Below are 12,400 nucleotides of genomic sequence, written 5' to 3'. Positions count from 1 at the left end.
CTATCCGCCGTCGTCCGGCAACTTCCGCTTCGGCGTGCCGGCATAGGCCCACAGCCACTCACGCGGCAGCGGCCCCTTGTTGCGGCCGCCCTGTTCGGTCTGCTCCCAGGCATGCGCCAGGATGCCGACGGAGCGCGACAGCACGAACAGGCCGCGCGTCAGCGGCGGCGGGAAGCCGAGTTCGCCGTAGATGACGGCGGTGGCGCCGTCGATGTTGAGCGGGATTCTTTTCCGTTTGCGGCGGGTGATTTCCGCTTCGATTGCCTCGGCAATGGTGGCGAAACGTCCGCCAACAACGCCGCGCGCGGCGAAGTCCCGTGTCACTTCCAAAAGGCGCGGCGCACGCGGATCAACCGGATGGAAACGATGGCCGAAGCCCGGCACGTAGCCGCTTTCTTCCGCGAAGAACCGATTTAGCCGCGCGGCAACGGCATCGGTGAGTGTCGCTCCTTCATCCATCGCGATGGCGATGTCGCCGTAGAAGGCAAGCGCCTGCTCGCCGGCGCCGCCATGTACGTCTCCCAGCACGTTGATGGCGGAAGCCATGGCGCTGTTGATGCCGACGCCGCAGGTGGCCGCCATGCGGGCGATGGCGATCGACGGCGCCTGCGGGCCGTGATCGACGGCGGCACCGAGCGCGATGCCAAGCAGGTCGGCCTGTTCGTCCGTGGGCAGTTCGCCGCGCAGCATCAGCCAGATCATCGCCGGGAAGGAGACGCGGCCGATCAGGTCCTGGATCTCATAGCCACGCAGGCGGATGACGCCCGGCATCATCTCGATGATCGAAGTCTGCCACCATTCCTCGCCGCGCGCGCGGCCGGTCGTCTCCTCACTCGGCTTCTTCTCCTTGCCGCTCATTCTGTCGTTCCCTTGCGCGGTGGCAGAGTGGCGAACACCTCCTGTCCGTGCTGGCCTAGGGCAGGGGGCGGCAGGGTCGGGACAGGTGCTGCGCCGTCGACAAGGAAGCCGCCGCGCACCACCGTAACCGGGCGTTCGGCGCCCGGCACGTCCTCAAACTGCACCGTCATGCCGCGGCCGCTGACCTGCGGCTCGGCCAAGGCCTGCGGAATGGTCAGCACTCGTCCGGCGGGCACGCCGGCGCGGTTGAGCTTTTCTTCCCACGCGGCAGCTGTGGCTGAGGCGAGTGCCGCTTCGATAAGCGCCTTCAGTTCGAAACGGTTCTTCTTGCGCGTCTCGCGCTCGGCGAAGCGCGGGTCCGTGGCGAGTTCCGGCCGATCGATCAGGCCGCACAGGGTAACGAACTGCTCCTGCTTGTTGGCGGCGATGTTGATCAGGCCGTCGGCGGTGGCGAAAGCGCCGGAAGGCGCCGCCGTCATGTTCTCGTTGCCCATCGGCTGGGGCTCGACGCCGGCTGTCAGGTAGTTGGAGACCGGCCAGCCGAGCGCCGAAAGGGTGCATTCCAGCATCGACACATCGAGGAAGGCGCCTTCGCCGCTCGTTTTCTGGCGCACCAATGCCGCGGCGATGGCAAAGGCACCGGTCAGCCCGCCCAGGGTGTCGGCGACCGGGTAGCCGACTCGCAGCGGCGCCGTCTCAGGCGTGCCGGTGATGCTCATGATGCCGGACAGGCCCTGGACGATCTGGTCGTAGGCCGGGTTGTCGCGCATCGGCCCGTCCTGGCCGAAACCGGAGATGGCGCAATAGACGAGGCCCGGTCGGACCGCCTTCAAGGCCTCGTAGTCCAGTCCCAGGCGCTTCATGACGCCGGGGCGGAAATTCTCGACCAGCGCATCGGCGGTGGCGACGAGGTCGAGGAAGCGCCTGCGATCCGTTTCGTTCTTGAGGTCGAGCGCGACGGAACGCTTGCCGGCGTTCTGCGCCAGGAAGGAAGCGCCCATGTGCGCCTTGTTCAGCTCCGGCGAAGCGCCGAGCTGGCGCGCCAGATCGCCGCCGGCGGGCTGCTCCACCTTGATGACGTCCGCACCCAGCAGGGCAAGCTGGTAGGCGCAGTAGGGGCCTGCCAGAACGTTGGTGAGGTCCAGCACGCGGATGCCGGCAAGCAGGCCCGTCATGGATCTGGCCTGTTCGGGGTCTGCAATTGTCGTGCGTCCTTCGAGGCTCGCTCCGCTCGCACCTCAGGACGAGGGAGGTTGGAGACCGGCCCTTTCGCGAAGTGGCGTAAGATTGTGGACGAACGGTCGCTGCCAAGGTTACCCCTCGTCTGGCGCAAAATCTCCCTCATCCTGAGGTGCGAGCGGAGCGAGCCTCGAAGGACGCACCTCAAATCCTCATGCATCGCCCGGCACCGCCTCCTGTCCCTTCAGCCGGCGACGTTCGACATAGCCCCAGATGTGCGGGCCGAGCAGGCCGAGGAAAGCGAGGATCAGCAGCGTCAGCGACAGCGGATGGGTGAAGAACACCGTCCAGTCGCCGTTGGAAATGGTCATGGCACGGCGGAACTGCGCCTCCGCCAGCGGTCCGAGGATCATGCCGATGATGACCGGCGCGGTCGGGAAATCGAAGCGCCGCATCAGGAAACCAACAGCACCGAGCAGATAGAGCACGACGAGGTCGATGGGCGATTGCGAGATGCCGTAGGTGCCGACGGTGGAGAACACCAGGATGCCGGCATAGAGCTGCGGGGCGGGGATTTTCAGGAGTTTCACCCACAGGCCGATCAGCGGCAGGTTGAGGATGACCAGGATGACGTTGGCGATGAACAGCGAGGCGATCAGGCCCCAGACCAGGTTGCCTTGGGTGGTGAACAGCAGCGGGCCGGGATTGATGCCGTAGCTCTGGAAGGCCGACAGCATGATGGCGGCGGTGGCCGAGGTGGGCAGGCCCAGCGTCAGCATCGGCACCAGCACGCCGGCGGCAGAGGCGTTGTTGGCCGCCTCCGGTCCGGCGACGCCCTCGATGGCGCCGACCGTGCCGAATTCCTCCTTGTGCTTCGACAGCTTCTTTTCGACGGCGTAGGACAGGAAGGTCGGGATCTCGGCGCCGCCGGCCGGCATGGCGCCGATGGGAAAGCCGATGAAGGCGCCGCGGATCCAGGCTTTCCATGAGCGTGCCCATTCTTGCGCCGTCATATAAAGGGAACCCTTGAGCGGCACGATCTCGTCCTTGCCGGCATAGCGGCGCGAGGCGACGTAGAGCGTCTCGCCGACGGCGAACAGGCCGACCGCCGCGATGATGACGTCGACGCCGTCGAGCAGTTCGGTCAGGCCGAAGGTGAAGCGCGGCTGCCCGGTTTGCAGGTCGACGCCGATCATGCCGATGACGAAGCCGACGAAAAGGCTGGAAAGACCGCGCACGGCGGAGGAACCGAGCACCGCCGAGACGGTGATGAAGGCCAGCACCATCAGCGAGAAATATTCGGCCGGGCCGAAGGAAAGGGCGAACTTGACCACCACCGGCGCCAGGAAGGCGACGCCCAGCGTGCCGATGGTGCCGGCGACGAACGAGCCGATGGCCGAGGTGGCGAGGGCGGCTCCCCCGCGTCCCGAGCGCGCCATCTTGTTGCCCTCCAGCGCGGTGACGATGGTGGCGCTTTCGCCCGGCGTGTTGAGCAGGATGGAGGTGGTCGAGCCGCCATACATGGCGCCGTAGTAGATGCCGGCGAACAGGATGAAGGATGCTTCCGGCGCCACCTGGTAGGTGATCGGCAGCAGCAGCGCGATGGTCAGCGCCGGGCCGAGGCCGGGCAGCACGCCGATGGCGGTGCCGAGCGTCGTGCCGAGCAGGCACCATAACAGGTTGACCGGCGAAAAGGCGACGGAGAAACCATGGGCGAGTTGGGCGAGCGTGTCCATCGTGTCAGGCTCCGAACCAGCTAGTCACGGTCGCGATCGCGCCGTTGGCGAAATCCTCGACGAAGCCGGCGCCGATGTTGACGCCCAGCGCCTTGGCGAAACCGAAATAAGCCGCCAGCGAAAGGACCAGGCCCATACCGAGATCGCGCAGCGGGTGACGGCTGCCGAAGCCGTAGCAGACCAGCACGAACATGATGACGGAGGCGGCGGTGAAGCCGAGCGAGCCGATCAGCAGCATGTTGGCGACGAGGCCGGCGGCGACGAAGCCCATCGACTTCCAGTCGGTCGGCGTTTCCTTCTCGTCGTCCGGCTGCCAGCCGCCCTGCACGGCGGCTTTGATGAGCAGCAATGCCAGAACCAGCATGCCGCCGGTGGTGATGTAGGGAAAGACGGTCGGGCCGACCTTGGAATAGAGCGGGGACACCGGGATCGCCAGCGTCTGCCACAGCACGGCGCCGGCAGCGGCCAGCATGCCGAGGCCGATCAGGAGTTCGGGCATGGCAACGCCGCGCGGGGCGGCGGGTTCGTCATGAACGCTCATAGGTCCTCCCTGGGGTCACAAGACCGCCACCGCATGCGTCCGCACCGCCGTCCCTCTTCACCGGCGCGGGAGTAAAGGGGCGGCTGGCGCCGCCCCTCCGGTCAGTTTCAGGCCAGTCCGAGGTCCTTGAGGATGCCTTCGATGCGGGCGATGTCTTCCTTCAGGAACGTCTCGTAGGCCTCGCCGGTGAGCGGGATGGACGTCCACTGACGGTTCTTGCATTCCTCGGCCCAGGCTGCGCTCTTGGTCATGTCCTCCATCATCTTGACCATCGCCGCCTTGTCATCGGCGGAGATGTCCGGCGGGGCGAAGACGCCGCGCCAGTTGAACAGTTCGACGTCGATGCCCGACTCTTTCAGCGTCGGCGCGTCGATGCCCTCCTGGCGCTTGTCGGACGAGACGGCGAGCACGCGCAGCGTGCCGGCCTTGACCTGTTCGGAGAATTCGCCGTAGCCGGAAATGCCGCCGGCCACCTGGTTGCCGAGGAGGGCTGCCAGCGCCTCGCCGCCGCCGGCGAACGGCACGTAGGAGATCTTGGTGGGGTCGACGCCCGCCGTCTTGGCCATCAGGCCGAACAGGATGTGGTCGGAGCCACCGGCGGAACCGCCGGCAACCGGCACCTTGGTCGGGTCTTCCTTCAGCGCGGCGATGAAGTCGGCGACGGTCTTGAACGGCGAGGCGGCCGGTACCACCAGTGCCTCGAACTCGCCGGTGAGCCGCGCGATCGGCGTTACCTGATCGAGCTTGACGGCGGACTTGTTGGCGATGATCGCGCCGACCATGACCATGCCGCCGACCATCAGGGTGTTGCCCTTGCCCTTGTAGCGGCTGACGAACTGCGGCAGGCCGACCGTGCCGCCGGCGCCGCCGACATTGGTGATCTGCGATCCGGAAATCAGCTTATCCGTGCGCAGCACCTGATCCATGGTGCGCGCCGTCTGGTCCCAGCCACCACCGGGCGCCGCCGGAACGAAGATTTCGAGTTGCGGTGCGTCCGCCGCGAATGCAGGGCCAACCGAGGCGGCAAGGCCGATGGCGGCCGTGCTCGCCAGAAATGCGCGTCTGTTCAGCATGGTGTCTCCTCCCGATTGCGGTGCCTTCTTCGGCACCTTTCTCAACGCTACCCGACAGCGGACGCGCTTCGGCAAAAATCGAGCAGATCGAAACCGCGCTGTCAACGAAAACACCGCGTAAGGATCGCTCAGGCGTCGTTTGCCCGCTCCAGCAGGATGGTCGGCTCATCGTGGTAGGTCGTGCGGGCGTATTCACGATAGCCGCATTTGCGGGCGACGCCGAGCGACGCGGCGTTTTCGGGATCGATGATGCAGACGGTGCGGGGCGCTCGCAAGTCTCCGTCCGCCCATTCCAGCATCCGCCGCACGATCTCGCCGCCCAGCCCCTTGCCGTGCATGTCTGAGGTGAGCGACCAGCCGGCTTCGGGCAAGCCCTCGATTGAGGGCTCTATAGCGCGCTTGAGGTCGTGGAAGCCGGCCTCGCCGATGAAACGGCCGCTTGCCCTATCCTCGATGGCCCAGAAGCCGAAGCCGATCAGCGACCACATGCCGGGATGGCGCAGCAGCCGCTGCCACGTCTCCTCGCGGGTGCGCGCCCGGCCGCCGATGAAGCGGAAGACGGCCGGATCGGCGCCCATGGCGCAATAGGCGACGAAATCCTCCAGCCGGTGCGGACGCAACAGTGTCCGCTCGGTTTCCAGCACCGGCGCGCTCTTATGGATCGTCCCCATGCAGTCTCCTTTTCGGTCGTCTCCACATGCCGGCCTGGCAGGGCGACGGCAAGGTTCAGCATGTCCCTTGCGGAGAGGCAACACCGTCACTTCGCCGATTGTCAGGAGACGTCAACGGCGTCGACCGGGCGGCTGCGATCATCGCCGGGGCGGTGGTAGGCTGCGCCGCCGATCGAAGGAAGAAACAGATGGATGCTACCGACCTCGTCCTCGCCATCCTGCACCACCTGCTGGTTTTTTCGCTGGCCGGCATCATCGCGGCCGAATTCGTGCTTGTCCGCAACGACATGACCGCCTCGACGGTGCGGCGGCTGGCACGGATCGACCGCCATTACGGCATGGTCGCCATGCTGGTGATCGTCGTTGGCGCGGCGAGGGTCACCTGGGGCCTGAAGGGTTGGGAGTTCTAGTCTACAACTGGGTGTTCTGGGCCAAGATGGCGGCCTTCCTCGTCGTCGGGCTCTTGTCCATCAAGCCGACGATGCGTTTCCTGGCATGGAGCCGGCAGGCGAGGGCCGATGCGGGCTGGCGCGTTCCCGAAGCGGAACTCGCCTCGGTGCGCTCCACGCTCGGCGCCGAGGCTGCGGTCTTCCTCGCCATTCCCGTCTTTGCCGCGGCCATGGCGCGCGGCTACGGCTTCTAAAGCGTGTCGCGATCTTTCGGATTCGCTCCGCACGCTTCGGATTCTTGATTTTACGCATGTCTTTGTCCCGGAACCGGGTCCCACTTTCGGGAGACATGCTTCAGGCGACGGTTTCCCCCGGCACCGGGCCGAGCGGCCCGATCTCGACCAGGGGGGCCGGAATGCTGGTCGTCTTCTCGGCCGATTTGCAGATGTCGGCGATGACGCAGGCCGGGCAGTCGGGCTTGCGCGCCTTGCAGACATAGCGCCCGTGCAGGATCAGCCAGTGATGGGCGTGGCGCATGTATTCGTCCGGGATGACCTCGATCAGCCGCTTCTCCACTTCCTCGGGTGTCTTGCCGGGCGCTAGGCCGATGCGGTTGCCGATGCGAAAGATGTGAGTGTCCACCGCCATCGTGTGCTGGCCGAAAGCGATGTTGAGCACGACATTGGCGGTCTTGCGGCCGACGCCGGGCAGCTTGACCAGTTCGTCGCGCGTCTCCGGCACCTTGCCGCCATGGTCGCGGACCAGCATTTCGGAAAGGGCGGCGACGTTCTTCGCCTTGGCGCGCCACAACCCGATGGTGCGGATATAGGCGCCGATCTTTTCCTCGCCGAGCGCCGCCATCTTTTCCGGCGTATCGGCTGCCTCGAACAGCCCTCGCGTCGCCTTGTTGACGCCGGCGTCCGTCGCCTGCGCCGACAGCACCACCGCCACCAGGAGCGTGAAGGCGTTGACGTATTCCAGTTCGCCTTTCGGCTCCGGCCGCTGCACCGAAAAGCGGCGGAATATCTCATGCACCTCGGCCTGGCTGTACAGGCAGAACGATTTGGCGGGGCGCGGCCGCACGACAGCGTTGGGGCCGTCGCGCCGGCCGCCCTTCGGAGAGGCTTTGGGGATGCGGCGATCTTTTGGCTTGGGGGTGCTCATGCAAGCTCGTATAATGGCTGATCATGAGCGATACAAACGCCGCCTCCGCGGCAGCCGGCTTCGCCGCCGACGAGCCGTTTTTCCACGCCTTCCTGACCCCGCACCGGTCTCTCGGCCGTACCGGCTTCATGATCCTCATGGGCGCGCTTCTGTTCGGTTGGCTGGTGACCGGCATCTTCATGCTCTCGCATGGCGCCTGGCCGGTGTTCAGCTTCTTCGGACTGGACGTGCTCGGCCTCTATCTCGCCTTCCGCGTCAACTACCGCGCCGCCCGCGCCCATGAGGAAGTGTCGGTGTCTCGCACGGCGCTGGATATCCTGAAGGTCGCGCCGTCCGGCAAGGCCCAGTCGCATCATTTCAATCCGTTCTGGGCGAAGTTCTCGGTCGCGCGGCACACCGAGATCGGCATCACCCGCATGGCCGTGGAGGCGCAGGGCCAGGACGTCGCTATCGGCACCTTCCTCAACCCGGACGACCGCGAGAGTTTCGCCGCGGCCTTTTCGCGTGCGCTGGCGCGGGCCAAGGCGCGCTGAACCTCACGCCGGCCCGAAGCCGAAGCGCAGCAGGCGGCCGATCCGGCGCAGGGCCGGGATCAGGCCCCAGAAGAAAATGAAGATCCTCGCCGGCAGGGTCATACGCGCCGCCGCTTCCGTGTCGTAGGCGGACCGGTCCTCGATCAGCCGCAGGCCGGGCGCGGCCTGCTCCAGTTCGCGCGGATCGTCGATCGCCCAGTGCAATTCAGCACCTGTGGCCTTGCAGGCGGGGCTGTTCCTGACGAATTTCAGGCCGAGTCCGCTGTAGACCTCACAGACGATTTCGCCGCACGGCAGGTGCTCGACCAGCGCGGAAAACAGCCGCCGGCCCGCTTCCGGCCGAAGGTACGGCGTCAGCCCTTCCGCCACGACCATCGCGGGCCGATCCTTCGGGATGGCATCGAGCCATTCCAGTTCGACGACCGACGCCGGCACGAGATGATGGTTCGGTTTCGCAGGATAGAGTTTTCGCCGCAGGCCGATCACTTCGGGATAGTCGACGTCGAACCAGTCCACGCCCGCCGGCGGATCGATGCGCTGGACGCGGGTATCCAGTCCGCAGCCGAGATGCAGCACCACGGCGTCCGCGTTCCGTGCGAGGAAATCACGCACCCAGTCGTCCATGATGCGCGCCCGCGCCGCCAGGCCGGCGGCCAGGTTGCGGTCGACGCCCAGCCGGGAAAAATCGTAGTCGATCCTGCCGACGGCCTCGTCGGCGAAACGGTCCCGCAGCAGCGAATCCGGCCGGCGGCTTTCAAGTGCCTTGCCGTAGAGCGTGATCAGCAGCGTTTCCTTTTCCTTGCTGAGACGGACCTTTTCGGCGGCCATTCGTTTTCTCCTTCGCGCAGGCTGGCAATCTGGATGCCATGGCGCGAAAGGCAAGTTTCGGGTGGAGGAAGACCGGCGGAAAACCGATATTCGACACCCAAGGAGACATTGCCATGAACGCTCATATGTCTATGACTGCATCCATGCCGACGATGAAGCCGCAACCCGTGCTCGAACGGGACATCACGCCGGAAGGCGGCGATTACGAGGTGGTGCGCCGCGCCATCGAGAAGATCAGCCTCGACTATCGCGACCAGCCTTCGCTGGAGGTGCTGGCCGAAGCGGTCGGCGAGACGCCGAACGGCCTGCAGAAGCTGTTCACCCGCTGGGCCGGCCTGTCGCCGAAGGCCTTCCTGCAGGCGGTGACGCTCGACCATGCGCGGCGGCTGCTCGATTCCGGCATGCCGCTCCTGGAGACCTCGTTCGAACTGGGCATGTCCGGTCCCGGCCGACTGCACGACCTGTTCGTCACTCATGAGGCGATGTCGCCGGGCGACTACAAGAGCCGGGGTGCGGGGCTGACCATCCGCTACGGCTATCACATCTCGCCCTTCGGCATCGCGCTGATCATGGTGACCGACCGTGGCCTTGCGGGCCTGGCCTTCACCGATGCCGGCGAGGAGCGCGCGGCACTCGCCGACATGACCGGCCGCTGGCCGAACGCCACCTATGTCGAGGACATGGCGGCGACCGCGCCTTACGCGGCGCGCATCTTCGATCCGGCGCAATGGCGTTCCGACCGGCCGCTCAGGGTCGTCATGATTGGCACCGACTTCCAGCTCCGCGTGTGGGAAGCGCTGCTGCGCGTGCCGATGGGCCGCGCCTGCACCTATTCCGATATCGCCGGGCAGATCGGCCAGCCGACGGCGAGCCGCGCGGTCGGGGCGGCGGTCGGCGCCAATCCGCTGTCCTTCGTCGTGCCCTGCCACAGGGCGATCGGCAAGTCCGGCGCGCTGACCGGCTATCATTGGGGCCTGACCCGCAAGCGCGCCATCCTCGGCTGGGAAGCCGGCCAGTTGGGCGCGGCCTGACCCTTCGCCCGGCGCCGATGCGCCGGGCGAGATGCCAAAGGCCCTGACGCGGCCTCACTTTCGCGTGTCACGATTGCGTCCTTGTCCGGTGCGTCTTATCTATCGCCGGAAAGACGCCGGAATAGACGATGATCCGCTTCCTCTTTCGCCTGGCCGCCATGGTCGCGCTTGCTGTTTCCGTCATCATGGCGGTGCTCGACGCGACTCGCACGGTCGCTGCGGCGCATCTGGTGATGACGCCGCTGAAGACGAGCTGGAACGCGGTCTCGCCCGATACGCTGGGCGCGGCCGAAAGCTTCGTGCGGGAAAAGGTGCAGCCGCTCGTCTGGGATACGGCGGTCAACTGGATCATCAGCCAGCCGGGCTTCGCGGTGTTCGCTGTGCTTGCCCTGCTGCTCTATATGATCGGCTACAAGCCGCAACGAAAGGCCACGCGCTTCGCCGCCGGCTGACGCCGCGCCGGCCGGAAAGGAAAAGACCCCATGTTCTTCCTGAGCGATATGCTGAACAAGAAGCTCAACCTGCCGAAGCCGCAGGAGGCACTGCCCGGCCGCGCCAAACCGATCCCGACGGCGGCAAAGCACTATGTGCTCAAGCATCCGCTCAAGGGACCTTATCCGGACGGCATGGAGACGGCGCTGTTCGCGCTCGGCTGCTTCTGGGGCGCGGAGCGCCTGTTCTGGCAGGTCGAAGGGGTGTGGGTGACGGCGTCGGGTTATTCCGGCGGCTTCACGCCCAATCCGACCTATCAGGAAACCTGCACCGGGCTGACCGGCCATGCGGAAACCGTGCTTGTCGTCTTCGATCCGAAGGTCGTGTCCTACGCCACGCTGCTCAAGATTTTCTGGGAAGCGCACGATCCGACGCAGGGCATGCGCCAGGGCAACGACGTCGGCACCACCTACCGCTCGGCGATCTACACCTTCAACGAGGCGCAATACCAGCAGGCCGTCGCCTCGCGCGATGCCTATCAGGCGTCGCTGAAGGGGGCGGGCCGCGACAGGATCACCACCGAGATCGAGCCGGCCGGCAATTTCTATTTCGCCGAGGAAGAGCATCAGCAGTATCTCGCCAAGAACCCTAACGGCTATTGCGGCCTGAAGGGGACCGGCGTCGCCTGCGCCATTCCAACGGCGGCACCAGTGGCCGCCACGGCCTGACGCGGACTGCCTTTGCCGCCGTCGCGGCGGATTTGCCATGGCGTCCGCCTCCCGCGCCATGGTTTTCCAAAAGGTCAAAATTCCAGGTGAATTTTGTTCGCGAGCGTGCAAGATTGCGCGCAAGCGGGAGGCGTACACTCCTGCCGGAACGCTGTCCGGCAGCCGCTGAGGGGCGGTGGCGGACGGCGCACAAGCAATGAAACCGACAGGGTGTGGATCACATGAAACGTATCGTTCTCGGCCTGCTGGCCGCAACCGCACTGGCTTTTCCGGCCTTGGCCGACGATATCAAGCCGGCGCTCCTCTATGATCTCGGCGGCAAGTTCGACAAGTCGTTCAACGAGGCTGCCTATAACGGCGCCGAAAAGTTCAAGAAGGAAACCGGCATCGACTATGTCGATTTCGAGATTTCCAACGCCTCGCAGCGCGAGCAGGCACTGCGCCGCTTCGCTGAAGACGGCCGCAACCCGATCATCATGACCGGCTTCTCCTTCGTCGATTCGCTGACGAAGGTGGCGGCGGACTATCCCGACACCAAGTTCGAGATCATCGACGACGCCGTCGATGCGCCGAACGTGCGTTCGGTCACCTTCAAGGAGAATGAAGGTTCCTATGTCGTCGGCGTGCTGGCGGCGATGGCCTCCAAGAGCCACAAGGTCGGCTTCATCGGCGGCATGGACGTTCCGCTCATCCGCAAGTTCGGCTGCGGCTATGTCGGCGGCGCCAAGGCGGCCGGCGCCACCGAGGTCGTCTACAACATGACCGGCGACACGCCGGCGGCCTGGAACGATCCGGCCAAGGGCGGCGAGATCGCCAAGACTCAGATGGACCAGGGCGCCGACGTGATCTACGCGGCGGCCGGCGGTACCGGCGTCGGCGTTCTGCAGGCGGCGGCGGATGCCGGCAAGCTCGGCATCGGCGTCGATTCCAACCAGAACGGGTTGCAGCCCGGCCATGTGCTGACCTCGATGGTCAAGCGCGTGGACGTCGCCGTCTATAACGGCCTGATGGACGCCAAGGACGGCAAGTTCACCGCCGGCGCACAGCATCTCGGCCTGAAGGAAGGCGGCGTCGACTACGCGATGGACGACAACAACAAGGATCTCGTCACCGCCGAGATGAAGGCTGCCGCCGACAAGGCCAAGCAGGACATCATCGACGGCAAGATCGAGGTGCATGACTTCACCACGGACAGCAAGTGCCCGTACTGATCGGTTAGTCTCGTTGTGAATGCGAA

General features: G+C 65.8%; 15 protein-coding genes. 7 read left to right on the top strand and 8 right to left on the bottom strand.

Annotated elements, in window-relative coordinates; translation table 11 throughout:
• The 6 genes from FGU64_RS09655 to FGU64_RS09630 all read right to left on the bottom strand — a co-directional run bounded on the left by FGU64_RS09655 (position 1) and on the right by FGU64_RS09630 (position 6,058).
• Complete coding sequence (locus FGU64_RS09655; RefSeq protein WP_139952933.1) at positions 1–858, bottom strand: citryl-CoA lyase; 858 nt, start codon at positions 856–858, stop codon at positions 1–3.
• Entirely contained in the window at positions 855–2,033 is a 1,179-nt protein-coding gene (locus tag FGU64_RS09650) for a CoA transferase (RefSeq protein ID WP_139952930.1), read from the bottom strand. The genes FGU64_RS09655 and FGU64_RS09650 overlap by 4 nt, the downstream gene beginning before the upstream one ends.
• A 216-nt stretch (positions 2,034–2,249) precedes the next feature.
• A complete protein-coding gene (locus FGU64_RS09645) occupies positions 2,250–3,773 on the bottom strand; it encodes a tripartite tricarboxylate transporter permease (protein ID WP_139952927.1) in 1,524 nt (507 codons plus the stop codon).
• 4 nt (positions 3,774–3,777) lie between these two features.
• Positions 3,778–4,314 carry a tripartite tricarboxylate transporter TctB family protein gene (locus FGU64_RS09640; protein ID WP_139952924.1) on the bottom strand — a complete coding sequence of 179 codons (537 nt, stop codon included), beginning with the start codon at positions 4,312–4,314 and terminating at the stop codon, positions 3,778–3,780.
• 107 nt (positions 4,315–4,421) lie between these two features.
• The gene (locus FGU64_RS09635) at positions 4,422–5,387 is read right to left on the bottom strand and encodes a tripartite tricarboxylate transporter substrate-binding protein (protein WP_139952922.1); all 966 of its coding nucleotides are present in this window, start codon (positions 5,385–5,387) and stop codon (positions 4,422–4,424) included.
• Between the two features lie 128 nt (positions 5,388–5,515).
• Positions 5,516–6,058 carry a GNAT family N-acetyltransferase gene (locus FGU64_RS09630; RefSeq protein WP_139952919.1) on the bottom strand — a complete coding sequence of 181 codons (543 nt, stop codon included), beginning with the start codon at positions 6,056–6,058 and terminating at the stop codon, positions 5,516–5,518.
• Between the two features lie 188 nt (positions 6,059–6,246).
• Between FGU64_RS09630 and FGU64_RS23515 the strand changes: the two genes are divergently transcribed.
• Positions 6,247–6,468, top strand: coding sequence for a DUF2214 family protein (locus FGU64_RS23515; protein WP_246671279.1), 222 nt, complete (start codon positions 6,247–6,249; stop codon positions 6,466–6,468).
• A complete protein-coding gene (locus tag FGU64_RS23510; RefSeq protein WP_246671278.1) occupies positions 6,456–6,701 on the top strand; it encodes a DUF2214 family protein in 246 nt (81 codons plus the stop codon). The genes FGU64_RS23515 and FGU64_RS23510 overlap by 13 nt, the downstream gene beginning before the upstream one ends.
• Before the next feature lie 100 nt (positions 6,702–6,801).
• Here FGU64_RS23510 and nth read toward each other — a convergent pair whose 3' ends face one another.
• Complete coding sequence (nth, locus tag FGU64_RS09620) at positions 6,802–7,611, bottom strand: endonuclease III (RefSeq protein ID WP_139952916.1); 810 nt, start codon at positions 7,609–7,611, stop codon at positions 6,802–6,804.
• Between the two features lie 23 nt (positions 7,612–7,634).
• On the opposite strand from nth, the gene FGU64_RS09615 reads away from it, so the two are divergent.
• The gene (locus FGU64_RS09615; RefSeq protein WP_139952913.1) at positions 7,635–8,144 is read left to right on the top strand and encodes a DUF2244 domain-containing protein; all 510 of its coding nucleotides are present in this window, start codon (positions 7,635–7,637) and stop codon (positions 8,142–8,144) included.
• A gap of 3 nt (positions 8,145–8,147) precedes the next feature.
• On the opposite strand, the gene FGU64_RS09610 is transcribed toward FGU64_RS09615, so the two are convergent.
• Positions 8,148–8,972, bottom strand: a complete 825-nt coding sequence (locus tag FGU64_RS09610; protein WP_139952909.1) for a class I SAM-dependent methyltransferase — start codon at positions 8,970–8,972, stop codon at positions 8,148–8,150.
• Positions 8,973–9,103: 131 nt separating this feature from the next.
• On the opposite strand from FGU64_RS09610, the gene FGU64_RS09605 reads away from it, so the two are divergent.
• The 4 genes from FGU64_RS09605 (at position 9,104) to FGU64_RS09590 (ending at position 12,374) form a co-directional block, all read left to right on the top strand.
• Entirely contained in the window at positions 9,104–10,003 is a 900-nt protein-coding gene (locus FGU64_RS09605; protein ID WP_139955326.1) for a methylated-DNA--[protein]-cysteine S-methyltransferase, read from the top strand.
• A gap of 128 nt (positions 10,004–10,131) precedes the next feature.
• Entirely contained in the window at positions 10,132–10,455 is a 324-nt protein-coding gene (locus FGU64_RS09600) for a hypothetical protein (protein WP_139952905.1), read from the top strand.
• A gap of 30 nt (positions 10,456–10,485) precedes the next feature.
• Positions 10,486–11,163 (top strand): peptide-methionine (S)-S-oxide reductase MsrA, encoded by a 678-nt coding sequence (gene msrA, locus FGU64_RS09595; protein ID WP_139952902.1) that lies wholly within the window; start codon positions 10,486–10,488, stop codon positions 11,161–11,163.
• A 221-nt stretch (positions 11,164–11,384) separates the two neighbouring features.
• On the top strand, positions 11,385–12,374 hold the full coding sequence (locus tag FGU64_RS09590) for a BMP family ABC transporter substrate-binding protein (RefSeq protein WP_139952898.1): 990 nt from the start codon (positions 11,385–11,387) through the stop codon (positions 12,372–12,374).
• Positions 12,375–12,400 lie beyond the last annotated feature (26 nt).

This window comes from Mesorhizobium sp. 8, assembly GCF_006351905.1.
GTDB classification, from domain to species: Bacteria; Pseudomonadota; Alphaproteobacteria; order Rhizobiales; family Rhizobiaceae; genus Mesorhizobium; species Mesorhizobium composti.
The sequence above is the reverse complement of the archived record's forward strand: the minus strand, read 5'-3'. Positions and strand labels throughout refer to the sequence as shown.

Bases quoted from the DNA above. Each gene is read 5' to 3' on its own strand.
- msrA (WP_139952902.1), top strand. From the start codon at position 10,486: ATGTTCTTCCTGAGCGATATGCTGAACAAGAAGCTCAACCTGCCGAAG.
- FGU64_RS09615 (WP_139952913.1), top strand. From the start codon at position 7,635: ATGAGCGATACAAACGCCGCCTCCGCGGCAGCCGGCTTCGCCGCCGAC.
- FGU64_RS23515 (WP_246671279.1), top strand. From the start codon at position 6,247: ATGGATGCTACCGACCTCGTCCTCGCCATCCTGCACCACCTGCTGGTT.
- FGU64_RS09600 (WP_139952905.1), top strand. From the start codon at position 10,132: ATGATCCGCTTCCTCTTTCGCCTGGCCGCCATGGTCGCGCTTGCTGTT.
- FGU64_RS09605 (WP_139955326.1), top strand. From the start codon at position 9,104: ATGACTGCATCCATGCCGACGATGAAGCCGCAACCCGTGCTCGAACGG.
- FGU64_RS09630 (WP_139952919.1), bottom strand. From the start codon at position 6,058: ATGGGGACGATCCATAAGAGCGCGCCGGTGCTGGAAACCGAGCGGACA.
- FGU64_RS09635 (WP_139952922.1), bottom strand. From the start codon at position 5,387: ATGCTGAACAGACGCGCATTTCTGGCGAGCACGGCCGCCATCGGCCTT.
- FGU64_RS09640 (WP_139952924.1), bottom strand. From the start codon at position 4,314: ATGAGCGTTCATGACGAACCCGCCGCCCCGCGCGGCGTTGCCATGCCC.
- FGU64_RS09655 (WP_139952933.1), bottom strand. From the start codon at position 858: ATGAGCGGCAAGGAGAAGAAGCCGAGTGAGGAGACGACCGGCCGCGCG.
- nth (WP_139952916.1), bottom strand. From the start codon at position 7,611: ATGAGCACCCCCAAGCCAAAAGATCGCCGCATCCCCAAAGCCTCTCCG.
- FGU64_RS09610 (WP_139952909.1), bottom strand. From the start codon at position 8,972: ATGGCCGCCGAAAAGGTCCGTCTCAGCAAGGAAAAGGAAACGCTGCTG.
- FGU64_RS09650 (WP_139952930.1), bottom strand. From the start codon at position 2,033: ATGACGGGCCTGCTTGCCGGCATCCGCGTGCTGGACCTCACCAACGTT.
- FGU64_RS09645 (WP_139952927.1), bottom strand. From the start codon at position 3,773: ATGGACACGCTCGCCCAACTCGCCCATGGTTTCTCCGTCGCCTTTTCG.
- FGU64_RS09590 (WP_139952898.1), top strand. From the start codon at position 11,385: ATGAAACGTATCGTTCTCGGCCTGCTGGCCGCAACCGCACTGGCTTTT.